The sequence below is a fragment of the Roseateles sp. UC29_93 genome, assembly GCF_042695725.1.
Classification (GTDB): domain Bacteria; phylum Pseudomonadota; class Gammaproteobacteria; order Burkholderiales; family Burkholderiaceae_C; genus Roseateles; species Roseateles noduli_A.
Genome location: NZ_CP170545.1, coordinates 3,534,286 through 3,557,032, shown reverse-complemented (window position 1 = coordinate 3,557,032; position 22,747 = coordinate 3,534,286). Strand labels below are relative to the sequence as shown.

At 69.5% G+C, this 22,747-nt stretch carries 15 protein-coding genes; all 15 read left to right on the top strand.

Going from position 1 to position 22,747, the window contains the following annotated elements; all coding sequences use genetic code 11:
- Positions 1 to 3: 3 nt before the first annotated feature.
- The 15 genes from ACFJIX_RS16470 to ACFJIX_RS16400 all read left to right on the top strand — a co-directional run bounded on the left by ACFJIX_RS16470 (position 4) and on the right by ACFJIX_RS16400 (position 22,745).
- A complete protein-coding gene (locus tag ACFJIX_RS16470) occupies positions 4 to 2,241 on the top strand; it encodes a glycoside hydrolase family 2 protein (protein WP_377152797.1) in 2,238 nt (745 codons plus the stop codon).
- Between the two features lie 8 nt (positions 2,242 to 2,249).
- Positions 2,250 to 3,938 carry an alpha-L-fucosidase gene (locus ACFJIX_RS16465; protein ID WP_377152795.1) on the top strand — a complete coding sequence of 563 codons (1,689 nt, stop codon included), beginning with the start codon at positions 2,250 to 2,252 and terminating at the stop codon, positions 3,936 to 3,938.
- A gap of 53 nt (positions 3,939 to 3,991) precedes the next feature.
- A complete protein-coding gene (locus ACFJIX_RS16460) occupies positions 3,992 to 5,071 on the top strand; it encodes a glycosyl hydrolase family 18 protein (protein WP_377152793.1) in 1,080 nt (359 codons plus the stop codon).
- Positions 5,072 to 5,082: 11 nt separating this feature from the next.
- A complete protein-coding gene (locus ACFJIX_RS16455) occupies positions 5,083 to 7,458 on the top strand; it encodes a beta-N-acetylhexosaminidase (protein WP_377152790.1) in 2,376 nt (791 codons plus the stop codon).
- A 16-nt stretch (positions 7,459 to 7,474) separates the two neighbouring features.
- A complete protein-coding gene (locus ACFJIX_RS16450; RefSeq protein WP_377152788.1) occupies positions 7,475 to 10,150 on the top strand; it encodes a glycoside hydrolase family 2 protein in 2,676 nt (891 codons plus the stop codon).
- 255 nt (positions 10,151 to 10,405) lie between these two features.
- Complete coding sequence (locus tag ACFJIX_RS16445) at positions 10,406 to 11,887, top strand: TonB-dependent receptor (protein ID WP_377152786.1); 1,482 nt, start codon at positions 10,406 to 10,408, stop codon at positions 11,885 to 11,887.
- Positions 11,797 to 13,089 (top strand): TonB-dependent receptor, encoded by a 1,293-nt coding sequence (locus ACFJIX_RS16440; protein WP_377161811.1) that lies wholly within the window; start codon positions 11,797 to 11,799, stop codon positions 13,087 to 13,089. The genes ACFJIX_RS16445 and ACFJIX_RS16440 overlap by 91 nt, the downstream gene beginning before the upstream one ends.
- Positions 13,090 to 13,171: 82 nt before the next feature.
- On the top strand, positions 13,172 to 14,026 hold the full coding sequence (locus ACFJIX_RS16435) for an alpha-L-fucosidase (protein WP_377152784.1): 855 nt from the start codon (positions 13,172 to 13,174) through the stop codon (positions 14,024 to 14,026).
- The gene (locus ACFJIX_RS16430; protein ID WP_377152782.1) at positions 13,992 to 14,522 is read left to right on the top strand and encodes a discoidin domain-containing protein; all 531 of its coding nucleotides are present in this window, start codon (positions 13,992 to 13,994) and stop codon (positions 14,520 to 14,522) included. Before ACFJIX_RS16435 ends, ACFJIX_RS16430 begins: the two co-directional genes overlap by 35 nt.
- Positions 14,523 to 14,536: 14 nt before the next feature.
- Positions 14,537 to 15,031 (top strand): copper homeostasis protein CutC, encoded by a 495-nt coding sequence (locus ACFJIX_RS16425; protein ID WP_377152780.1) that lies wholly within the window; start codon positions 14,537 to 14,539, stop codon positions 15,029 to 15,031.
- On the top strand, positions 15,028 to 15,219 hold the full coding sequence (locus ACFJIX_RS16420; protein ID WP_377152778.1) for a hypothetical protein: 192 nt from the start codon (positions 15,028 to 15,030) through the stop codon (positions 15,217 to 15,219). Before ACFJIX_RS16425 ends, ACFJIX_RS16420 begins: the two co-directional genes overlap by 4 nt.
- Positions 15,216 to 16,292 (top strand): exo-alpha-sialidase, encoded by a 1,077-nt coding sequence (locus ACFJIX_RS16415; protein WP_377152776.1) that lies wholly within the window; start codon positions 15,216 to 15,218, stop codon positions 16,290 to 16,292. Before ACFJIX_RS16420 ends, ACFJIX_RS16415 begins: the two co-directional genes overlap by 4 nt.
- Positions 16,261 to 18,936 carry a glycoside hydrolase family 3 C-terminal domain-containing protein gene (locus tag ACFJIX_RS16410; protein ID WP_377152774.1) on the top strand — a complete coding sequence of 892 codons (2,676 nt, stop codon included), beginning with the start codon at positions 16,261 to 16,263 and terminating at the stop codon, positions 18,934 to 18,936. Before ACFJIX_RS16415 ends, ACFJIX_RS16410 begins: the two co-directional genes overlap by 32 nt.
- A gap of 11 nt (positions 18,937 to 18,947) precedes the next feature.
- Positions 18,948 to 20,417, top strand: a complete 1,470-nt coding sequence (locus tag ACFJIX_RS16405) for a glycoside hydrolase family 125 protein (RefSeq protein WP_377152772.1) — start codon at positions 18,948 to 18,950, stop codon at positions 20,415 to 20,417.
- 3 nt (positions 20,418 to 20,420) lie between these two features.
- On the top strand, positions 20,421 to 22,745 hold the full coding sequence (locus ACFJIX_RS16400; protein WP_377152770.1) for a GH92 family glycosyl hydrolase: 2,325 nt from the start codon (positions 20,421 to 20,423) through the stop codon (positions 22,743 to 22,745).
- The last annotated feature ends 2 nt before the right edge of the window (positions 22,746 to 22,747 follow it).

Below are 22,747 nucleotides of genomic sequence, written 5' to 3'. Positions count from 1 at the left end.
TCGATGCATCTCCCGCCTCTCCTTTCCGCGTTGACGGCCCGCGTGGTGCTGCTGGCCAGTCTGGTGCTGACGCTCTCGGGCCTGCCCGCCCTGTCCGGGGCGGCGACGCGCATCGACATCAACGACGACTGGCAGTTCCGCACCGACCCCAAGGACGAAGGCGTCGCCGCGGGTTGGACGCGCGACGTGCCGGGCCAGACGCGCGGCGTGACCGTGCCCCATTCGTGGAACGTCGGCGCCGACGCCGACTTCGAAGGCACGGGCTGGTACTTCCGCCGCCTGGACCTGTCCATGCCATTGGACGACGAGGCGCATGTCGAGCTGAACTTCGGTGCCGCCTTCTACCGCAGCCGCGTCTGGCTCAATGGCGTGGAGGTGGGTCGGCACGAAGGCGGGCACACGGCGCATGCCTTCGACATCAGCCGCCTGCTGCAGCGTGGCAAGCCCAACCTGCTGGTGGTGGCGATCGACAACCGGCCCACCGCCCGCAGCCTCCCCGGCTACGCGATGCGCCTGGCTGGCAGCGGCAGCGTCTGGTACGACTGGTGGCACTACGGCGGCCTGGTGCGCGACGTGTGGCTGAGCGTCGGTGACGGCGCCCTCATTCGCGGCCAGACGCTGCGCGCCACCCTGAGCGGGCGGCTGGCCGGCCGGACCGTCGGCGAGGACCCGGCACGGGTCAGCGCCCGCGTCGACCTGAGCAACGCCAGCGCCCGCCCGCGCCAGCTCCACCTGCTCACCACCGTCTTCGCGCCGGACGGCGGCAAGGTCTCGAGCACACGCGAAGCCCTGCAACTGCCGGCGGGGGGCAAGCGCAGCGTGGACCTGGCGCTGTCCATCGCCCGGCCGCAGCTGTGGAACATCGGCGACGGGCGGCTCTACCGCGTCGTCACCGAACTGCAGGAAGCCGACGGCCGCGTGCTCGACGTGCGGACCGACACGCTCGGCCTGCGGCGCATCGAACTGCGGGACCGCAAGCTCTGGGTCAACGACAGCCCGGTCCGCCTGACCGGCCTGACGCGTCACGAAGACTCCCCGTGGGAAGGCCTGGCGGAGACCCGCGGCACCATCGTGCACGACTGGGACGACCTGCGCGCGCTGCACACCACGCTGACCCGGCCGGTGCACTACCCGCAGCACCCCGTCGTGCTGGACTACGCCGACCGGCACGGCATCCTGCTGGTGCCGGAGATCCCGATGTGGCAGTTCAGCGAGGCCCAGATGAAGGACCCGGCCGTGCTGGCCCTCGCCCGGACGATGCTGAGCGAGATGATCGCCACGGACGGCAACCACGCCAGCATCTTCGCCTGGAGCGTCTGCAACGAAAGCGATACGCGCCTGCCCGGCGGCCTGGCCTACGTGCGGCGCATGAAGGCGCTGGTGCGGGAACTGGACCCGACGCGCTTCTTCACCTTCGCCGATTCCGACGTGAGCATCGCGCCGTGGCAGGACAACCCGGCGCTGCACGAGGCCGACTTCATCATGGCCAACGCCTACTTCGGCAGCTGGAGCGGTGCCGCCGAGCAGGTCGACCCCTGGCTGGACTTCATCCAGAAGACCTACCCGGAGCAGGCGCTGGTCATCTCCGAGTACGGCTACGTCGGCCCCTTCGCGCCCGATGCCGCCGAGGCGGACCGCCAGCGCATCGCCAACCTGCGCCAGCAACTCGACGCATTCGCGCGGCGCGACTTCGTGGCCGGCGCGATCTTCTGGATCTACCAGGACTACAAGTCCCACCGCAACCTCGCCGTCGGCGAGACGGCCGGCTACGTGGACCACGGCGTGGTGGACGAGAACCGGCAGCGCAAGCCGTCGTACGCGGCCTACCAGCAGCGCAATGCGCCCTTGAACGCCCGACTCGGCTGGGCGTGGACAGGCGACGGGCTGACCGGCTTCCAAGCCGTGCTGCAGGCCAATGGCGCCACGCAGTTGCCGTCGTTCCCGCTGCTGGGCTATCGCGCCGAGTGGCGAATGATGGACCGCGACGGCCGGCTGATCGCGCAGGGTGCGCAGGAGATGCCCACCTTGTCGACGCCGTTCACGCTGCGGGGCCGATGGCCCGCCGAGCAGCGCCTGGTGGCCGCCACCCTGCGCCTGCGCGTCTTCGCGCCCGATGGCGCGCTGGCGCTGGACACCCGACTGGACCAGGCCGCGTTGCGCCTGGGCGCCGCGCCCTTCCCCGCCATCGGCGAGACCCCTCCCGCCGCTGCCACCGCCACCGCCTCGCAGGCCACGCCATGAACTCCGCCATGAAGCACCTCCGCATGCCTGCATCGACACTGCGCCGCCTGGGCGCCTTGGGGACCCTCGGCGCCGCGCTGGCGGCGAGCAGCCTGGCACCCGCCTGGGCGCAGGCCGTCCCCGCCGCCGACCCGACCGCGCCGACCGCCGCGACGCTCTCGCCGGCCGAGATCGACGCCATCTGGCGCAAGTCGGTCAGCAAGTTCGACGGCGAGCGGAGCCGCGTGCTGCGCCAGGTGCAGGCCGGCGTGAAGGCCGGCCCCTTCCGGGCCGACTGGACCTCGCTGCAGGGCTACAAGCCGCCGCAGTGGTACGCGGACGCGAAGTTCGGCATCTTCGTGCACTGGGGCGTGTTCTCCCTGCCGGCCTTCGGCAACGAGTGGTACTCGCGGGACATGTACCAGCAGGGCAGCAAGCCCCATGAGCACCACCTCGCCACGTACGGCACGCCGGCCAGCGTCGGCTACAAGGACCTGATCGACCGCTTCAAGGCCGATCGCTTCGATCCGCAGGACTGGGCGCGCCTGTTTGCCCAGGCGGGGGCCAGGTATGTGGTGCCGGTGGCGGAGCACCACGACGGCTTCGCGATGTATCGCTCCCGGCTGAGCGACTGGACGGCCGCCACGATGGGCCCGAAACGCGACGTGCTGGGCGAACTGGCCCGGGCGATCCGCGCGGAGGGCATGCGTTTCGGCACCTCCTCGCACCGCGCCGAACACAACTGGTTCTTCGACGGCGGACGCCACATCGCCTCCGACGTGAACGACCCGCGCTACGCCGCGTTGTACGGGCCGGCGCAGTTGCGCGAGCTGCACGGCAAGGACGACGGCGACCTTCCGCACGACTGGACCTACGTGTCCCAGGCCTGGCTGGACGACTGGCTCGCCCGCACCGCCGAGCTGGTCGACGCCTACCAGCCCGACCTGATGTACTTCGACTGGTGGATCGGCCACGCCAGCATGCGTGCGACCACCATGCCCACCTTCGCCGCGTACTACTACAACCAGGGGGCCCGGCGCGGCGAAGCCACCGTCATCGATTTCAAGCTGGATGCCTTCCCGCAAGGCGCCGGCACCTACGACGTCGAGCGCGGACAGATGATCGGCATCCAGCCCCAGACCTGGCAGACCGACACGTCGATCAGCAACGCCTCCTGGGGCTACATCGACGGCGACACCTACAAGCCCGCCGGTCAGCTGCTGCATCAGCTGATCGACGTGGTGTCCAAGAACGGCAACCTGCTGCTGAACATCGGCCCGCGCGGCGACGGGAGCATTCCCGACCCGGCGCGCGACATCCTGCTGGAGATGGGCGCGTGGCTGAAGCTCAACGGCGAGGCCATCTACGGCAGCCGGCCCTGGACGCGCTTCGGCGAAGGCCCGACCGAGGTGGTGGGCGGCACCTTCCAGGACCGCAACGCCAAGCCCTACACGCCCGAGGACTTCCGTTTCACGACGCAGGGCAACGTCCTCTACGCGATCGGGCTGGGCTGGCCTCAACCGCGGGCCGACGGCCGCAGTGAACTGCTGATCCGCTCGCTGGCGCCCGGCGCGCTGATGGCACCGGTCCAGCGCGTCACGCTGCTCGCGGACCGCAGCGCCATCCCCTTCACGCAGGACGCCGCAGGCCTGCACCTGCGGGTGCCCAAGGAGCCCGTGGGCCGCCACGCCTACGTCTTCAAGATCGAGTCGCGGTGAGCGCCATCGCCCGACCCGCCCCTCCGCATTCATCAACGCCACCCTCCTCCGCCATGCCTCCCTCCCCCCTACACCGGCTCCTGCGGCTGTGCGCCGCGTCCCTCCTGCTGCTGCTGACCGGCTTCATGCAGCAGGCCCTGGCCGCGCCGCGCGCGCTCTTCTACATGATGGAGACGCAGAAGTCGGTCAACGCCTTCGTCGCGCATGTCGACAAGGTCGACCTGCTCGTGCCCACCTGGTACGGCGTCGATGCCGCCGGCCTGGTCAACGGCGCGCCCAACCCGCTCGTGCTGTCGCTGGCCAAGAGCAAGCGGGTGCCGGTGATGCCCATCCTGTCGATGACGACCAACCGGGAGGGCTTCCACAAGCTCCTGCACGACGAGCAGGCCCAGGCCCGCATGAATGCCTCCCTGCTGCGTGCCGCCAAGGAGCATGGCTACGTCGGCTTCCAGTACGACTTCGAGAACATCGCCTGGACCGACCGCGACGCCTTCACCAAGATGGCCAAGGGCACGGCGGACGCCCTGCACAAGGTGGGCCTGACGCTGAGCGTCGCCGTGGTGCCCAACGCCCCCGGCGCGGCCGGCCGCGGCCCCTTCTCCAAGTGGATGTGGGAGTACTGGCGCGGCGCCTACGACCTGGAAGCCCTGGGCAAGGTCACGGATCTGGTCTCGCTGATGTCCTATGACCAGCACACCCGCTGGACCGCGCCCGGTCCGGTCGACGGCTATCGCTGGATGAAGGAGCACCTGGACTACGCGCTCAAGGTCGTGCCCCGGCACAAGCTCTCCCTGGGCATCGCGTTGTACGGCTACCGCTGGTCCACCGGCAATCCGGTCCGGGACGACGGCAAGGAGGCGCCGAACATCGTCGGCGACTACATCGATGCCGACGAGTCGATCCCGCTGGCCGCCACGTACGGCGCCAAGATCCGCTGGGACGAGGACGACCGGACCTCCTACTACTGGTTCGAACGCGACCAGATGCGCGAATGGGTGTTCATGCCCGATGCGCGTGGTTTCCGCGAGCGCTACGAGCTGGTGAAGGCGTCCGGCATCGACGGTTTCAGCGCCTGGGTGATTGGGGCCGAAGACCCCGCCGTCTGGGACGAACTGCCGCTGTCGCGTCGTTGAGGGCGGTTGCGATGCGAGCCTGTCGCCCCGCCATCCTGCCCGCGCGCCGCGTGGTGCGTGCGATGCAGCTCGCCCTGGCGCTGACCGCGGCGGGTGCCGCGCATGCCGGCGCCGAGGTGCTGCCGCTCGTGCCGATGCCGGCCCAGGTCGCGCGCGATGCGGGCGTCCTGCGTCTGTCGCCGGGCGCCGTCATTGCGGTTCCTCCGGGCGACCGCGGTGCCCGCCGCGCGGCGGCGTTCCTCGCGGCCATGGCCTGGCGCGACCGCCACCTGCGCCTGCGGCTGCGCGAAGGCATGCGCGGCGACATCGTGCTGCGTCGCGACGCGCGCGCGCCGGCCGCGCCTGCCGCACCCGATGGCGCCTACGAACTGGCCGTGACGCCCGGCGGCGCCACGCTGCAGGCGCGCAGCGACGCCGGGCTGTTCTATGCCGGCGTGAGTCTGTGGCAACTGCTCAGCGCCGATGGCGCGCAGGGCGAGGCCAGCGTGCCGGCGCTGCGCATCGCCGATCAGCCGCGCTTCGGCTGGCGGGGCCTGATGCTGGACGTCGTCCGTCATTTCGCGCCCCTGGACGAGGTCAAGGCGCTGGTCGACCAGATGGCGCTGCACAAGCTCAATGTGCTGCACCTGCACTTGAGCGATGACCAGGGCTGGCGGCTGGAGATCAAGCGCTACCCCGACCTGACCCGCATCGGCGCGTGGCGCACGCCCCCCGGCGGCGAGCCGTCGCGCTACGGCGGCTTCTATACGCAGGCTCAGATGCGCGAGCTGGTGGCCTACGCGGCCGATCGCCACATCACCATCGTGCCGGAGCTGGACATGCCCGGGCATGCCCAGGCCGTGGTGGCGGCCTACCCGGGCGTGGGCGTGGACATCGGCGACGGCCCGGGCCGCAACCCGCGGCCCGCCGTGTCGGTGAACCATGGCGTGAACCCCTACCTCTACAACGCCGACGAATCGACCCTCCGCTTTGTCGAGCAGGTGATGGACGAGGTGATGGCGGTGTTCCCGTCCACCTTCATCCATGTCGGCGGCGATGAAGCGATCAAGGACCAGTGGCAGGCCTCGCCCACCGTGCAGGCGCGCATCCGGGCACTGGGCCTGGCCAACGAAGAAGCCTTGCAGAGCTGGTTCATCGACCGCATCGGACGGCATCTGGAGCGCCGCGGCCGGCGGCTGATCGGTTGGGATGAGATCCTGGAAGGCGGCCTGCCCAGCGGCGCCTCCGTCATGTCCTGGCGCGGCACCGAAGGCGCCGTCGCGGCCGCCAGGCTCGGCCACGATGTCGTGCTGGCGCCGGCGGGCTCGCTGTACTTCGACAACCTGCAGAGCGCGCGTGGCGACGAGCCCGAAGGGCGGCTGGCCCAACTGCCGATCGAGAAGGTCTATGCCTTCGAGCCGATGCCCAGCGACCTGGGCGCCGACCGCGCCAGGCACGTCCTCGGGGTGGAAGCCGCGTTGTGGACGGAATACATGCCCTCGCGCAAGCACCGGGAACACGCGATCTTCCCCCGCATCGCCGCGCTGGCCGAAGTGGCCTGGTCGCCGGCCTCCGCGCGAGACTGGCCCGGGTTCCTGCCGCGTCTGGCGCTGCAGCGGGCCCGCTATCTGCGCCAGGGCGTGAATGCCGCCGACAGCGCGTTCGCCGTGCAGTTCGACATCGAGGGCGGTGCCGCGGCGATGCTGGCCGCGGGAGCAGCGCCGGTGCGCCTGTCCAACCAGGTCAGGCAGGGGCAGATCCGCTACACGCTGGACGGCTCGGAGCCTCTGCCCACGTCACCGGCCGCGGGCGGCGCCGGGGGCGCTGACGATGAGCCGCTCATCGTCAAACTGCCCGCACGTCTGCGCGCCGTCGCCTTCGACGCCGCGGGTCGGCCGCTCGCCGCCGTGCGCGAGCAGCGCTTCGACGCCGCGACGCTGCTGACCCGCATGAGCAACGAGCTCCAGGCCTGCCCTCCCGGCGAGCTGGGTCTGCGGGTGCCCTTGCGCACCGAGGCCACCACCTGGGCGCCCGTCTTCAACGTCAACCTCCTCGATGCCTGCTGGATCTACCCGCAGGCGCGCCTGGACGGCGTGCACGGCGTCTCGGTCCAGGCGGGACGGCTCGCGCGCAACTACGGACTGGCGCATGACGCGGTCAAGGTGATCCAGCACGCGGCCAGCACGCCGACGGGAGAGCTCGAAGTGCGGCGGGACGACTGTGGCGGGCCGCTGCTGGCAGCCCTGCCGTTGCCTGCGGGCAGCGCGCCGGACACCTTCACCCTGACCGCGGCGTTGCCCCCCTCGGCGGGCGTCCACGACCTTTGCCTGCGGTTCACCGCACCCATCGACGGCCCGCTGTTCGCGATCGACGCGGCGCGCCTGCTCCTCCACGCGGATACGCACTAGTCGCAGCAGCCTCCAGATGCACAAGTCCCTCCTCATTGCCCGTTGGGTCCAGGCCGTGCGCGCCCTTGGCCTGGCGGCCACGCTCGCCGGCGTGACGCCATGGGCGCTGGCGCAGATGCACACGCAGCCGCTGGACGCGGGCTGGCAGTTCCGACTGGCCGATCCGGAGGCGGCCTCGGCCCATCCCGAGGCCGCGTCCTGGCACGGCGCGACCGTGCCAGGCACGGTGCAGACCGACCTGCTGGAGGCCCGTTTGATTGCCGACCCCTTCGCGGCGGACCACGAAGCCCGCCTGCAATGGATCGGGCTGTCGGATTGGGAGTACCGGCTGGAGTTCCAGGTCGACGCCGCGACCCTGGCCCGCGAGCAGGTCGACCTGGTGTTCGACGGCCTGGACACCTTCGCCGGCATCAGCCTCAACGGTCAGCCGCTGGCGACGACCGACAACATGTTCCGTCGCTGGCGGCTGCCGGCCAAGGCCTTGCTCAAGCCCGGTCGCAACACGCTGCTCGTGCGCCTGCAATCGCCCATCAAGCGCACGCTGCCCTGGCTGCTCAAGCAGCCCTACGCCCTGCCGGGCGCTTACGACTCACAGTTCGGCGACGAACCCAAGGGCGTGGCCACCGCGACCTATGTCCGCAAGGCGCAGTACCAGTACGGCTGGGACTGGGGGCCGCGTTTCGTGACCCTGGGCATCTGGCAGCCGGTGCGTTTGGAAAGCTGGAGCCACGTCCGCGTCGAGGATTTCCACGTCCGCCAGCAGCGCGTGGACGAAGGCGTGGCGCAACTCGCGGCCGAGCTCGAGGTGGACGTCACCCGCGCGGGCCCGGCCCGGCTGCAGGTCGAGGTGGTGCCGCCCAGCGGTGCCGCCTTCACGCTGACGCAGGACGTGATGCTGGATCCAGGCCGCAATGCGCTGAGCGTGCCGGTGCGCATCGAACGTCCGCAGCGCTGGTTCCCGGCGGGCTATGGCGCGCAGCCGATGTATGCGCTGCAAGCCACGCTGACGCAGGGGGGTGTCGAACTGGCCCGCGTGGCGCGTCGCACCGGTCTGCGCACCGTCGAGCTGCGACGCGAGAAGGATGCCTGGGGCCGAAGCTTCGCGTTCGTGATCAACGGCATTCCGGTGTTCGCCAAGGGCGCGAACCTGATCCCGCTCGACAGCTTCCCCAACCGCGTCACGCGCGCACGGCAGCGCGCCCTGCTGCAAAGCGCCCGCCGCGCCAACATGAACATGCTGCGGCTCTGGGGCGGCGGCTACTACGAAAGCGACGCGTTCTACGAAGAGGCCGATGCCCTGGGCCTCCTGATCTGGCAGGACTTCATGTTCGGCGGCGCCATCCTGCCGGCGGACACGGGCTTCCAGGAGAACGTCCGCCAGGAAGCCGTCGAGCAGGTGCGCCGCCTGCGCGATCACCCGAGCATCGTGCTCTGGTGCGGCGGCAACGAGGTGCAGGCCGACTGGGAAACGTGGGACGCCACGCTGGCCTTCAAGAACCGGATCTCCCCGGACGAGCGCGAGCGGCTGTGGAGCGCCAACCTCAAGCTGTTCGGCGATGTGCTGCGCGGCGTCGTGCAGCGGCATGCGCCGGAGGTGCCCTACTGGGCGACGTCGCCCGGCGTCGACCTCGAGGGGCCGTCCGGCCAGATGGACGATGGCGACGTGCACTTCTGGCGGGTCTCGGGCGGCTCGGCGCCGGTCGAGACCTTCCTGACCACCACGCCGCGCTTCATGTCGGAGTACGGCCTGCAGTCCTACCCCGAGATGCGCACCGTCGCGAGTTATGCCGGTCCCGAGGACCAGCGCGTGGACTCGCCGGTGATCCGCGCGCACCAGAAGTTCGGCGTGGCCGCGGGTCCCGACGTGGGCAACGATCGCGTGCTGTTCTACATCCGCAAGAACTACGGCGAGCCCAAGGACTTCGCCTCGTTCGTCTACCTCAGCCAGGTCATGCAGGCCGAGGGCATCGAACTGGCGGCCACCCACCTGCGCAGTCAGCGCCCGCGGTCCATGGGCTCGCTCTACTGGCAGCTGAACGACGTGTGGCCCGGGGCCTCCTGGTCGAGCGTGGACTTCTTCGGTCGATGGAAGGCGCTGCAGTTCCACGCGCGGCGCTTCTACGCGGACACGACCGTGACGGCCCTGCGCCTGGCCGGCAAGACCGACTTCTCCGTGGTCTCCGACAAGGTCGAGCCCTTCGACGCCGAGGTGCGCCTGCGCGTCTCCGACCTGGATGGCCGCGTCCTGCGATCGGAACGTACGGCCGTGGTCGTCAAGCCCCTCGCCGTCACGCCCGTCTGGCAACGCGCCGACGCCGCCCTCCTGCAAGGTGCGGATCCCACCCGGACGGTCGCTGAAGTCGAGTTGATCGCCGGGGGCAAGGTGGTGGCCAGGCAGCCGGTTTACTTCGTGCCCGCCAAGGATTTGAAACTCGTTGATCCCCAGTTCCAGACCCGCATCAGTCCGGATCCTTCCGGTGCGCCGGATTCCTGGCGGCTGTCGATCACATCCACGTCTTTCGCCCGCGCGGTGTGGGTCGATTTCGGCCTGCTGGATGTCGAGCTTGAGGATAACTCGCTGGATATCCGTGCCGGCGACGAAGTGGTCATTCCGTTGCGGTCCAAAGCGTCGTTGCCAGCATTGCAGGCGCAGCTGAATCTGCGCTCCCTGGTGAATTCGACACTGCATTGATCTTGCTCGGGAAGATCGATCGACACAGCTTTTGTATTTGTTATTTCATGCCACAAGGATATAGGGAATCCGAATTGACGGAATGGAATCGACAAGAGGCTGGCAGGGCTCATGAGGCCGCGTGCCAGCGACAGATGGCCCAACAGACTGCGCCGGCGCAGTGTTCTGGCACATCCGTCGAACATCCCAACCACCGTGGCCCCATCGACAGTCTTGGCACTGTCCCCCTCCACGCCCCCCTCTAAGAAGATTGCGATGATGAAACCGAATCGACTTCTCCTGAAAACCACCCTCGTGTCCTCGCTCGCGGCCATTTACGGGCCCGCCGCATTTGCACAGGCGGCGCCGCCACCGACGCCGCCGAGTGCCGCAGCGTCCGCGCCTGTGGCCGCACCGGCAGCCGCTCGCGATACCAAGGCCGAGGCGCTGGAAACGGTCAACGTGACCGGTTATCGCGCCAGCCTGCTGCGCGCGATGAATCTCAAGCGCAACGCCGACTCGATCAAGGATGTGATCAGTGCCGAGGATATCGGCAAGTTCCCCGATACCAACGCGGCCGAATCCCTGGCCCACCTGCCCGGCGTGGCGGTGGACCGTCTGTACGGCGAAGGCGAAAAGGTCAGCATCAACGGGACCGATCCGGCGTTGAACCGGGTGCTGGTCAATGGCCAGACCATTGCCTCGGGGGATTGGGGCGGAAACCCCAGCGACACCAGCGGCCGCACCTTCAACTACACCCTGCTGTCGCCGGAAATCATCGGCGTGATGGAGGTCTACAAGTCGCCCGAAGCGCGCATCGACGAGGGCAGCATCGGCGGCACGGTGATCATTCATACCCGCAAGCCGCTGGATCTGCCGGCCAATACCTTGCGGGGCTCGCTGGGCTACAGCTACAACGACCGTTCCCGGGATGGCAATCCGCGGGCGTCCGCGCTGTACAGCTGGAAAAACGAAGCCAACGACTTTGGTTTCCTGGCTGCGGTGTCGCATGACAAGCAAACCCTTGCGCAAGCCGGCATCGAGTTCTTCGGCTATACCACCGGCAATGGCATCAGCCCGTCGGCGACGATCTCGGGCAGCGGGAATCCCCAGACGGCGCGCATGCCCGTGGCCATCGACAGCGACTTCTTCCAGCAGACGCGTCAGCGCGACAGCTTCCAGGGCGCCTTGCAGTGGAAGCCCAACGACAAGAACGAGTTGAATCTGACCGGCATCTATGTGCACGGCCAATACAACAACTACAGCGAAGCGCGATATGCCTGCCCGGGTTGCGGCGACGTCGACAAGATCACCCAGGCGACCGTCAACAACGGACTGATCACCGCGGCCACCGTCACGGCAGGCGCCGGCAACGGCAACCAGCCCTATGCCGAACTGGATGCGAATTACCGCGAGTCCACGGTCGTCACCAAGAGCCTGAACCTGCGGCACGATTTCAAGGGCGATGACTGGAAACTCGCCAGTCAGGTGGGTTACACGTCAGCCTCCGGCGGCAAATCGCCGGAATACCTGATGAAGTATCTGCTGAAGTCGGGCGGTTATTCCTTCAACTACGGCCCCAAGCAGGCGGGCATCGTCTACGACAACGGCAGCGCGTCCAACTGGGGCCTCCCGGCGCGCCGGCCGGCTCCGCGCCCGGCGCGCAGATCGACGGCAAATACCAGGCGGGCGGCATTTACTACGCGGAAAGCAGCGACCGCGAGCGCTACGGCCAGATCGACCTGTCCCGGCAGCTGAATTGGGGCCCGATCAATGAAGTGCTGATCGGCACCAAATTCATCAAGCACGACAACGGCGTGTCCGCGCGCGGCAATCGCATCAATACCACGAGCGACATCAGCCTGGACCAGTTCGGCAGTTCGCACGCGCCGTCGGGGCTGTACGACGGCCTGGATGTGAGTGGCGATATCCGGAACTGGCCGACCGCCGACCTGGGGCAGGTCAAGAACTACCTGCTGGGTCAACCGCAGGGACCGTTCACGACGGACTATGGCTCCTCCTTCAGCGTGCGTGAGGACACGACCAATCTCTACACGCAGTTCAATTACGACGTGGGCGGGTGGCGAGGCAACTTTGGTGTCCGTTATGTGCACACCAAGGACGATTCGAACTATTACCTGTCGAACGACGGCGGCAGCACCTATGCGCCGACGACCACCGACACGAGCTACAACAAGTTCCTCCCCAGCTTCAACGCCGCCTATGAGCTGGATTCCACCAAGGTCGTCCGTTTCTCGGTGGCGAAAGTACTGGCGCGTCCGCGGTATTCCGATCTCGCCGGCGCCACCAACCTGGATCTGGTGAGAGGCACCGGCAGCGGCGGCAATCCCAACCTGAAACCCTACGAGTCGACCAACTTCGACGTGGCGGGCGAGTGGTATTTCGCGCCGCAAAGCATGGTCGGCGCCGAGTTCTTCTATCGCGACGTGAGCAATTACGTGGTGAATGTGACGAACGACCGGGTCATCAACGACCGCACCTTCTCGATCAGCTCGCCGGTCAATGCCAGCTCGGCCAAGGTCAAGGGGCTGTCGCTGATGTATCAGCAGAACCTGGGTTATGGCTTCGGTCTGCAGACCAACTACACCTATGCCAAGGCGGATACGGGCGAAGGTCTCAACCTGCCCTACCTCTCGAAGAACACGGTCAACATCATTCCGTATTTCGAGTACGCCGGTTTCGCGGCTCGTTTGGTCTACAGCTGGCGTTCGCAGTACTTCACGCAGATCGGTCGCCTGAATTCCCAGGATTTCACCGACCAGTACAAGCAGCTGGATCTGTCCGCCTCCTACGAGATCACGAAAAAGATCGGGATCAGTTTGAGCGCGACGAATCTGCTGGACCAGACCTATTACCAGTTCAGCGGTACGAAGGATGCGCCCACCGGCTTCTACAAGAACGGACGCACGATCGTGCTGGGCATGAACTTCAAGCTCTGAGCGTGCCACGCTGATCGGCTCGCGAGAGCCGATCAGCCTTGTCTTGCGACATTGGATGGATCTGAGGATGTACCGACCGTTGATGAGGAAGCTGCCTGCGCTGTGCATGGCCCTGGCTGCCCTGCAGCTCACCGCTGCATCGGCCAGCGAATCGTTCACCGACACCACGCCCTCGCCGCAGCAGCTGGCCTGGCAGGATCGCGGATTTGGCGTGCTGGTCCACTTCGGCACCAACACCTTCCTGGACCGTGAGTGGGGCGACGGGCAAGCGGCCCCTGCCGTGTTCAACCCCGACCGCGTGGACCCGGGCCAGTGGGCACGCGCGGCGAAGTCCGCGGGCGCCAACTACCTGGTGCTGGTCGCCAAGCACCACGACGGCTTCGCGCTGTGGCCGACCCATGAGAGCGACTACTCGGTCAAGTCCAGCCCGTGGCTGAACGGCCAGGGCGACCTGGTCCGCATGACCGCCGAGGCCGTGAAGAAGGAAGGCATGGGCATGGGCGTCTACCTCTCGCCCTGGGACCGTCACGAGCCCCGCTACGCCGATGCCAAGGCCTACGACAAGTTCTACGCCGGCCAGTTGACGGAGCTGGCGTCGGGCTACGGCCCCCTGGTCGAATGGTGGCTCGACGGTGCGGGCAGCGGGGGCCACGTCTACGACTTCGAACGCTACGTCGCGACGCTGCGCACCTACCAGCCCAACGCCATGGTGTTTGCCGACACCGCGCTGTTCGAGTACGGCGACATCCGCTGGGTAGGCAACGAGGTCGGCGTGATCGAAGGCGAGAACTGGAACGTCATCGACCGCCACGGCAAGCTGCGCTGGCGGCCCGTGGAAGTGGATACGCCGCTGCACAAGGATTTCTGGTTCTGGAATTCGCGACCCCGAGTTCGCCGCCTCGTTGAAGACGGTCGACGAGCTCCTGCAGAACTATGAAGACAGCGTGGGCCGAGGCGGCCAGCTGGTGCTGGGCCTGGCGCCCGATCGCCGGGGCCTGTTGCCGGACGCGGACGTGAAACGCCTGGCCGAGTTCGGGCAGGCCCTGCAAGCGCGTTATGGGGATGCCGCCAACGTGGCGGCGCGGCACGGCAAGACCGACGCGCGCTCGCAAGCGGCGCTGGACAACGATCCCGACACCTTCTGGACGGCCACCGACGTCAATCAGGGCGTGCTGGAGGTCGACTTCGGCAAGGCGGTCACCATCGACCGCGCGCTGACCATGGAGCGCCTGGAGGACGGCCAGCATGTGCGCGGCTACGTGATCCAGGCCTGGGACGGGCACCGATGGACGACCCTGGCCAAGGCCCAGGCGGTGGGCCACATGAAGATCGACAGGTTCGCGCCGGTGAGCACCCGTCGCGTGCGGCTGCGCATCGTCAACAGCGCCGGCACCGCGAGCATCCGCGAGTTCAAGCTCTTCGCCGCCCCATGAGCCAAGCGCCGGTCTTGATCGAAGTCATCGCCCTGTCGGCGCAGGACGCGCGCGACGCCGAGGCCGCGGGCGCGGACCGGCTCGAGCTCGTGTCCGACATGGCCCAGGGCGGGCTCACGCCAGCGGCGGACGTGGTGCGCGACGTGGTGAAGCAGTGTCGCCTCCCGGTGATGGTCATGGTGCGGCCTCACGCCCGCTCCTTCTCCTACGACGAGGCCGACAGGCGCCAGATGCGCGAGGCCGTGGCCATGATTCGCGACGCGGGCGCGCACGGCGTGGTGTTTGGCGCGCTGACACCCGAGGGCGACATCGACCGGGCGTGCCTGGACCAGGTGCTGCGATGGGCCGATGGCCTGCCGCTGACCTTCCATCGCGCCTTCGACGCGGTGCGCGACCCGGTCCGTGCCTTCGGCGCGCTGAGCGCGTACCGGGGGGCGGTGACGCAATTGCTGACGTCGGCGCGGCGCCGACCGCTGAGCGGGGCGCGGCGCTGCTCGGGCAACTCGTGAAGCGCTGGCAGCTCGGCGAAGGCGTCGAACCGCTGGTGGGCTCGGGCGTGAACGCCGGCAACCTGGCAGCGTTGCATCGCCTCATCGGCGCGCGGCAGTATCACGTGGGCAGCGGCGCCCGCGCCGGCGGCAGCTTCGAGGCGCGCATCGATGCCGGACGTCTGGCCGCGATGCGGGCGGCCCGATGACAGCGGCGGCGGTCTGCACGTCCCGTCGGCGCCTGCTGGGCGCCGCGCTGGCCAGCATGGCGGGGACACGCGCCTGGGGCGCCAGCCCCGTGGTGCGCGGGGAGTTCATCGACACGCAGCAGACCACGCCGCAGGTGCATGCCTCCACGCTGGTGGCCTTGCCCGGTGGTGGCCTGCTGGCCGCCTGGTTCGGGGGCACCGCCGAGCGCGCGCCCGACGTGCGCATCTGGTGCTCGCGGCTTGAAGCAGGCACCTGGAGTCCGCCGCGGCCTGTCGCCGATGGGCGCCAGCCCGACGGCACCTGCTGGCCCACCTGGAACCCCGTGCTCTTTCAGGCAGGCGCCGCGCAAGGCGGCCAGCTGCTGCTGTTCTACAAGGTCGGCCCCAGCCCCCAGCGCTGGTGGGGCGAGCTGATCACCTCCGACGACGGCGGCGGCAGTTGGTCGTCGCCGCGACGACTGCCCGAGGGCGTCCTGGGTCCGATCCGCAGCAAGCCCCTCCTGCTGGCGGACGGCACGCTGCTGTGCCCCTCCAGCACCGAGGACGACGAGCACCACTGGCGCATCCACTTCGAACGCACCCGGGACCTAGGCCGCAGTTGGCTGGAGAACGCGCCGGTGGCCGACCCTCGCGGGTTCATGCTGATCCAGCCCAGTCTGGTGTTGCGGCCCGACGGCAGCGTGCTGGCCTTTGCGCGCAGCATGGCGGACCGCATCGCCGTCACGCGCTCACGCGATGGCGGGCGCTCCTGGTCGTTGCCGACCCTGACCTCACTGCCCAATCCCAATGCCGGCATCGAGGCCCTCGGTCTGCGAGGCGGCCATCTGCTGATGGTCTTCAACCCGCGCGAGCGGGGCCGGGACTGGTGGATCGGCCGGGACCGGCTGGACGTCGCGCTGTCGACCGACGGCGGGCAGCACTGGCGCACCGTGGCGACGCTGGAGGACGAGCCGGGGCAGGAGTTCTCCTACCCCGCGGCGATCCAGGCGCAGGACGGCAGCGTGCATGTCACCTACACCCACAAACGGAGCCAGATTCGGCATGTGCAATTGGACCCGCGTCGCCTCGGCTGAGGCTGCCAGGCGCTCGCCCGCGCTCCGTCGGGCGAAGCCGGCGCAACACCTGACGCTGTGGCTGTGTCTTGCCGCGCTGCTGCACGGGCAGTCGACCCACGCCGCGCCCGCCTCGCCCGCCTATCTCGACACGCGTCTGGGCGACGCCGAACGCGCCGCCGATCTCGTGCGCCGGCTCAGCCTGCAAGAGAAGATCGCCCAGTTGCAGGATGGCGCGCCCGCCATCGAACGCCTAGGGGTGCCGGCCTACGGATGGTGGAGCGAAGGCCTGCACGGCCTGGCGCGCAACGGCCGTGCCACGGTGTTCCCCCAGGCTATCGGCCTGGCCGCCAGCTGGGACGCCCCGCTGCTGCAGACCGTGGGGGGCGTGATCGCCGCCGAGGCGCGTGCCAAGACGGCGGTGCCGCCGCCAGGCGCGTCGCGCGATTCGGCCCGCTACGGCGGGCTGACGATCTGGTCGCCCAACATCAACCTGTTCCGCGACCCGCGCTGGGGGCGCGGGCAGGAGACCTACGGCGAAGACCCGGTCCTCACCGCTCGCCTTGGCGTCGCCTTCGTGCGGGGGCTGCAGGGTCCCGACGCGCAGCGCCCGGTGGTGATCGCCACGCCGAAGCACTTCGCCGTGCACAGCGGACCGGAGCGCGATCGCCACCAGTTCAACGTCAACCCCTCGGCCCGCGACCTGGAGGAGAGCTACCTGCCGGCCTTCCGCGCGGCGGTCACGGAAGCGCATGCCGGCTCGATCATGTGCGCCTACAACGCCCTGGATGGCACGCCCGCCTGCGCGAACGCCGGTCTGCTGCAGGACCGCCTGCGCCGGGACTGGGGCTTCGAGGGCTTCGTCGTCACCGATTGCGATGCGGTCGAGGACATGACGCTCTTCCACAAGACCACGCCCGATGACGCCGAGGCGTCGGCCCGGGCGCTGCAGGCCGGCACGGACCTGAACTGCGGCCGCAGCTTTGCCGCGCTGGCCGCTGCCGTGGCCAGCGGCCGCGTCAGCGAGGCGGCGCTGGACCGCTCGCTGCAGCGGCTGTTCGAGGCGCGCTTGCGGCTGGGCCTGTTCTCGCCGGCGCGGGCGGCACGGCCCATCCCCTGGGCGGCCAACCGCGCGCTGGCGCTGCGCGCCGCGCGCGAGTCGATGGTCCTGTTGAAGAACAACGGCGTGTTGCCCCTGGCGGCGCACAGCCGCGTGGCCGTCGTCGGTCCCACGGCGGAGCTGCTGGAGGACCTGCACGCCAACTACCACGGGGTGGCGAACCGCCCGATCACGCCGCTGGCCGGGCTGCGCAGCGCCTTGGGGCCTTCACGCGTGCTCGCCGCCCCAGGGGTCCGCCCTTGCGGCGGACGTGCCGGTGGCCGTGCCGCAGGCCGCGCTGCGCACGCCCGACGGAAAGCCGGACTGCGCCGCGAAGTCTTTGCCAATGCGGCATTGGCGGGCAAGCCGGTCGCTGTCAGCACCGATGCCGCCTTGAATCTCGACTTCAACCGGGCCCCGCCCGCGGCCGGTTTGCCGCCGCGCGGCTACTCGGTGCGTTGGCGGGGTCAGTTCGTGCCACCGGCGACCGGCGAGTACCGACTCGGCGTACGCGTCGAGCGCTGCTTCGATTGCGACGGACATGATCGGGTTCGTCTCTACCTCGACGACCATCTGCTGCAGGACGGCGACACCGACCAGCCCGCCGCCACCGTGAGATTCGAGGATCGCCGCCCGCGGACGCTGCGCGTGGAGTGGCTGCACACCGGCGAAGACCAGGGCCTCGCGCTGCAATGGCAGGCGCCGGCCGACGTGCAGTTGGCCGAGGCCGTGAACGCCGCGCGCAGGGCCGATGTCGTCATCGCCTTCGTCGGTCTCTCGCCCGATCTCGAAGGCGAGCAGTTGCAGGTGGAGGTGCCCGGCTTCGACGGCGGCGACCGCAGCTCGCTGGACCTGCCATCGGCCCAGGAGCAACTGCTGAAGGCGGTCAAGGCCTCGGGCAAGCCGCTGGTGGTGGTGCTGCAGTCCGGCAGCGCGGTGGCCCTGCGCTGGGCCGCCGAACACGCGGACGCCGTGCTGGCCGCCTGGTATCCCGGCGAGGTCGGCGGACAGGCGATCGCGGACACCTTGCTGGGTCGCAACAACCCGGCGGGCAGGCTGCCGGTCACCTTCTACCGCTCGGCAGAGGACCTGCCGCCCTTCGCCGACTACGGCATGCAGGGGCGCACCTATCGCTACTTCAAGGGCTCGCCGTTGTGGCCCTTCGGCCATGGCCTGAGCTACACCCGATTCGCCTACCAGGCGCCCCGGCTGTCGACCGCGCTGCTGAGTGCGGGACAGGCGCTCACGCTCGACGTCGACGTGGCCAATACCGGCGCGCGGGACGGCGACGAGGTGGTGCAGGTCTACCTGGAACGCGAGGCCGCGGAGGCCACGGCGCCCGCTCATGCGCTGGTGGCCTTCCAGCGCGTCCCGCTGAAGACCGGCGAGCGCCGCAGCCTTCGCTTCCAGCTCGATGCCCGGGCGCTCAGCCAGGTCGACGCCGCGGGCGTCCGATCGGTGCAGCCGGGCCGCTACCGCCTGGCGATCGGCGGCGGTCAACCCGGCCACGCCGAGGTCGTGCGCGCGAGCTTCGACATCGAAGGTCGGCAGGTGCTGCCGCGATGAGGAGGCCGGACATGTCTCACTCCCCTGCTCGACGCACGATGCTCAAGCTGGGCCTGGCCGGCAGCGTTGGCTGGTCGGGCGCAGGGCAGGCTTTGGCCTCGGCCTCAACGGCCCCTGCGGCTGAACCGTTCACCAGCCGCCGTCCCCCGCCGGACCAGCGCCACTTCGTCAGTCGCGCGGTGGACGCGGCCATCGCGGAGGTCCAGCGCCGCATCGGCGATCCGGAGCTGGCCTGGCTGTTCGCCAACTGCCTGCCCAACACGCTGGACACCACGGTCACGCTGGGCACGGTCGACGGCAAGCCCGATGCCTTCGTCATCACCGGCGACATCGACGCGATGTGGCTGCGCGATTCGTCCGCCCAGGTCTGGCCCTACCTGCCGTTCGCCCGCGAGGACGCCGACCTGCGTCGTCTCATCCGGGGCGTGATCCACCGCCATGTGCGCTGCCTCCTGATCGACCCCTACGCCAACGCCTTCCTGAAGGACCCCTCTGCCCGCACGCAGCTCAAGTGGGCCCTCGGCGACTTGACGGACATGCGGCCCGGCGTGTCCGAACGGAAGTGGGAACTCGACTCGCTGTGCTGGCCCCTGCGCCTGGCACACGGCTACTGGCGCGCCACCGGCGATGTCGCGCCCTTCGACGCGCAGTGGGCCGAGGCGATGCGCGCGGTCCTGCGCACGATGCGCGAGCAGCAGCGCAAGGCCGGGCCGGGCCCCTACCGGTTCCAGCGCCGGGCGGAGGCGGCCACCGAGACCCTGGTCCTCGATGGCTACGGCGCGCCGACACGGCCGGTCGGCCTGATCCACTCGATGTTCCGCCCGTCGGACGATGCCTGCGTCTACCCGTTCCTGGTGCCGGCCAACCTGTTCGCCGTGGTGTCCTTGCGCCAGCTCGCGGTGATGGCCGACGCGGTGCTGCATGACGCCGCGCTGGCCACGGAAGCCAAGGCGCTGGCCGACGAGACGGCCACGGCGCTGAATCGCCACGCGAGGCTGCGCACCCCGGCCGGCGAGGTCTGGGCCTACGAGGTGGACGGGTTCGGCAACCAGCTCTTCATGGACGATGCGAATGCGCCCAGCCTGCTGAGTCTGCCGTATCTCGGCGTCTGCGCGGTGGACGAGCCGCTGTATCGCCGCACGCGTGCGCGGGCCTGGAGCGTGGACAACCCCTACTTCTTCCGCGGCCGCGTGGCCGAGGGCACGGGCGGCCCGCACGAGGGCCTGCGCATGGTCTGGCCGATGTCCATCACGATGAAGGCCCTGACCGCGCCGGCCACGGCCGCCGGCGCCGCCGAGGTCCGCCACTGTCTGCGCTGGCTCAAGGCCAGTCACGCGGGCACGGGCTTCATGCACGAGGCCTTCGACCAGGACGACGCCGCGCATTTCACCCGCCCCTGGTTCGCCTGGGCCAACGGCCTGTTCGGCGAATTGATCCTCGACCTGGCGCGGCACCGGCCCGCGCTGCTGCAAGCGAACTGACCCATGACCACACGCCGCGACCTGCTCAAGATGGCGATCGCCACCAGCCTGCCCCTGTCGGGCTGCGCCGACCCCGGACGGTGGACCGCTGCGCGACCGGCACCCGCGGGCGAAGCGGCCGTCCGCCACGTCGACGTCTTCATCGGCACCGGCGGCCACGGTCACACCACGCCGGCGGCGACACGCCCCTTCGGCATGGTGCAGCTCGGTCCCGACACCTACAACGCCGACTGGGACGCCTGCTCGGGCTACCACGACAACGACCGCTCGATCATGGGGTTCTCGCACACCCACCTCAGCGGCACCGGCATCGGCGATCTGCTCGACGTGCTGGTCATGCCCTGCGTGGGCGAGGTGCGGCGACAGCCCGGCCCCCTCGACAACCCCGGGCTGGGTTGGCGGGCCCCGTTCACGCACGAGGACCAGTCCGCCGAACCGGGCTACTACCGGGTCGCCCTGCGGGATCGCGGCGTCACGGTCGAGCTGACCGCCACCGAGCGCGTGGGGCTGCACCGCTACACCTTTGCCCAAGGCTCGCGCAGCCATCTCATGGTGGATCTGCGCCACGGCATGCAGGACCGGCCGGGCGTGCCCACCCGGGTGCCATGGGCCGAGCTCGAGGTGGTCGGCGACGACACGCTCGTGGGCGGGCGAGCGGTCGACCAGTGGGCCCAGGGGCGGCTGGTGTACTTCGCGATGCAGTTCTCGCGGCCCTTCGAGCGCTTCGAGGTGTTCAACGGGGCGGACGCGGACGGCGCCGCGACCCGTGTGTCGCGAGGGACCCAGCTGCTCGCCGCCCTGCACTGGCGCACGGCGGACGGGGAGTCCTTGCTGGTGAAGTGCGGCCTCTCCTTCGTCAGTGCCGAGGGGGCGCTGCGCAACCTGCGCCACGAACTGCCCGGATGGGACTTCGACCAGGTCCGCGCCTCCGCCAGCGCGGCCTGGGAGCGGGAACTCGCGGCGCTGCGGCTGCGGACCTTCGACGAACGGCACGGCCGCATGCTCTACACGGCGCTGTATCACTGCCTGCTCGCGCCGACGCTCTCCAGCGACGTGGACGGCCAATACCGCGGCATGGACCTTCGCGTGCACCGACTGGCGCAGGGCGAGCGCCACTACACGCAGTTCTCGCTGTGGGACACCTACCGCAGCCTGCATCCGCTGCTGACGCTGCTGACGCCCGCGCGCGTCCCCGACCTCGTCAACAGCCTCATCCGCATGGCGGAGCAGAGCGACCAGGGCGTGCCGGTCTGGCCGCTGCAGGGGCGCGAGACCGGCTGCATGATCGGCTACCACTCCGCCGTGGTCCTGGCCGAGGCCCAGGCCAAGGGCTTCGACGGCATCGACTTCCAGCGTGCCTGGCCGCTGTGGCGCCAGCGCGCGATGGACGATGCCTACCGCGGTCTGCCCGAGTACCGCCAACGGGGCTTCATCCCGTCCGACCGCGAGGAAGAGGCCACCAGCAAGACCCTGGAATACGCCTACGACGATTGGGCGCTGGCCCGGTTGGCCCGTGGCGTGGGCGCCAGCGCCGATGCGGCGCTGCTGCAGAAGCGCTCGCTGAACTACCGCAACGTCTTCGACGCCCGGCTGCGCTTCGTGCGGCCACGGCTGGCCGACGGCCGCTGGGCCGAGCCCTTCGATCCGCGTGCGCTCGGTCATTCGACGCGCTGGCACGACTTCACCGAGTCCAACGCCTGGCAGGCCACGTTCTTGAACCAGCACGACGTGGCCGGCTACATGCAGCTGTTCGGCGGCGAGCAGGCCTTCGTTGCCCAACTCGACGCGCTGTTCAGCACGAGTTCCGAGCAGTTGCCCGGCGCGCCGCCGGACATCGCCGGCCTGATCGGCCAGTACGCACACGGCAACGAGCCGAGCCACCACGTCGCCTATCTGTACGCCTACGCGGGCCAGCCCTGGAAGACCCAGGCCCGCGTGCGCCAGATCATGGACACGCTGTACAGCGACCAGCCCGACGGCCTGTCGGGCAACGAGGACTGCGGGCAGATGTCCGCGTGGCTGGTGCTCAGCGCGCTGGGGCTGTATCCGGTGGATCCGGTCAGCGCGCGTTATGTGTTCGGCAGTCCGCTGGTCGAGCGGGCCACGCTGGCGCTGCCGGGTGGCCGCACGCTGGAGATCGACGCCGTGGGCAACGGGCCCGCGCAGTGCCATGTGAGCGCGGTGACCTGGCGCGGCCAGCCCTACACGCGCAGCTGGATCGACCATGCCAGCCTGATGCAGGGCGGCCGGCTCGTGTTCACGATGGCGGCCTCCCCCAATCCGGACTTCGGCGCGGCGCCGGCATCGCGTCCGCCCGCCGCGCTCTGACC

What these genes read in the sequence shown, in the direction of transcription:
- ACFJIX_RS16450 (WP_377152788.1), top strand. Translation starts at nt 7,475, where the DNA reads ATGCACAAGTCCCTCCTCATTGCCCGTTGGGTCCAGGCCGTGCGCGCC.
- ACFJIX_RS16465 (WP_377152795.1), top strand. Translation starts at nt 2,250, where the DNA reads ATGAAGCACCTCCGCATGCCTGCATCGACACTGCGCCGCCTGGGCGCC.
- ACFJIX_RS16455 (WP_377152790.1), top strand. Translation starts at nt 5,083, where the DNA reads ATGCGAGCCTGTCGCCCCGCCATCCTGCCCGCGCGCCGCGTGGTGCGT.
- ACFJIX_RS16415 (WP_377152776.1), top strand. Translation starts at nt 15,216, where the DNA reads ATGACAGCGGCGGCGGTCTGCACGTCCCGTCGGCGCCTGCTGGGCGCC.
- ACFJIX_RS16400 (WP_377152770.1), top strand. Translation starts at nt 20,421, where the DNA reads ATGACCACACGCCGCGACCTGCTCAAGATGGCGATCGCCACCAGCCTG.
- ACFJIX_RS16460 (WP_377152793.1), top strand. Translation starts at nt 3,992, where the DNA reads ATGCCTCCCTCCCCCCTACACCGGCTCCTGCGGCTGTGCGCCGCGTCC.
- ACFJIX_RS16445 (WP_377152786.1), top strand. Translation starts at nt 10,406, where the DNA reads ATGATGAAACCGAATCGACTTCTCCTGAAAACCACCCTCGTGTCCTCG.
- ACFJIX_RS16435 (WP_377152784.1), top strand. Translation starts at nt 13,172, where the DNA reads ATGAGGAAGCTGCCTGCGCTGTGCATGGCCCTGGCTGCCCTGCAGCTC.
- ACFJIX_RS16410 (WP_377152774.1), top strand. Translation starts at nt 16,261, where the DNA reads ATGTGCAATTGGACCCGCGTCGCCTCGGCTGAGGCTGCCAGGCGCTCG.
- ACFJIX_RS16405 (WP_377152772.1), top strand. Translation starts at nt 18,948, where the DNA reads ATGTCTCACTCCCCTGCTCGACGCACGATGCTCAAGCTGGGCCTGGCC.
- ACFJIX_RS16470 (WP_377152797.1), top strand. Translation starts at nt 4, where the DNA reads ATGCATCTCCCGCCTCTCCTTTCCGCGTTGACGGCCCGCGTGGTGCTG.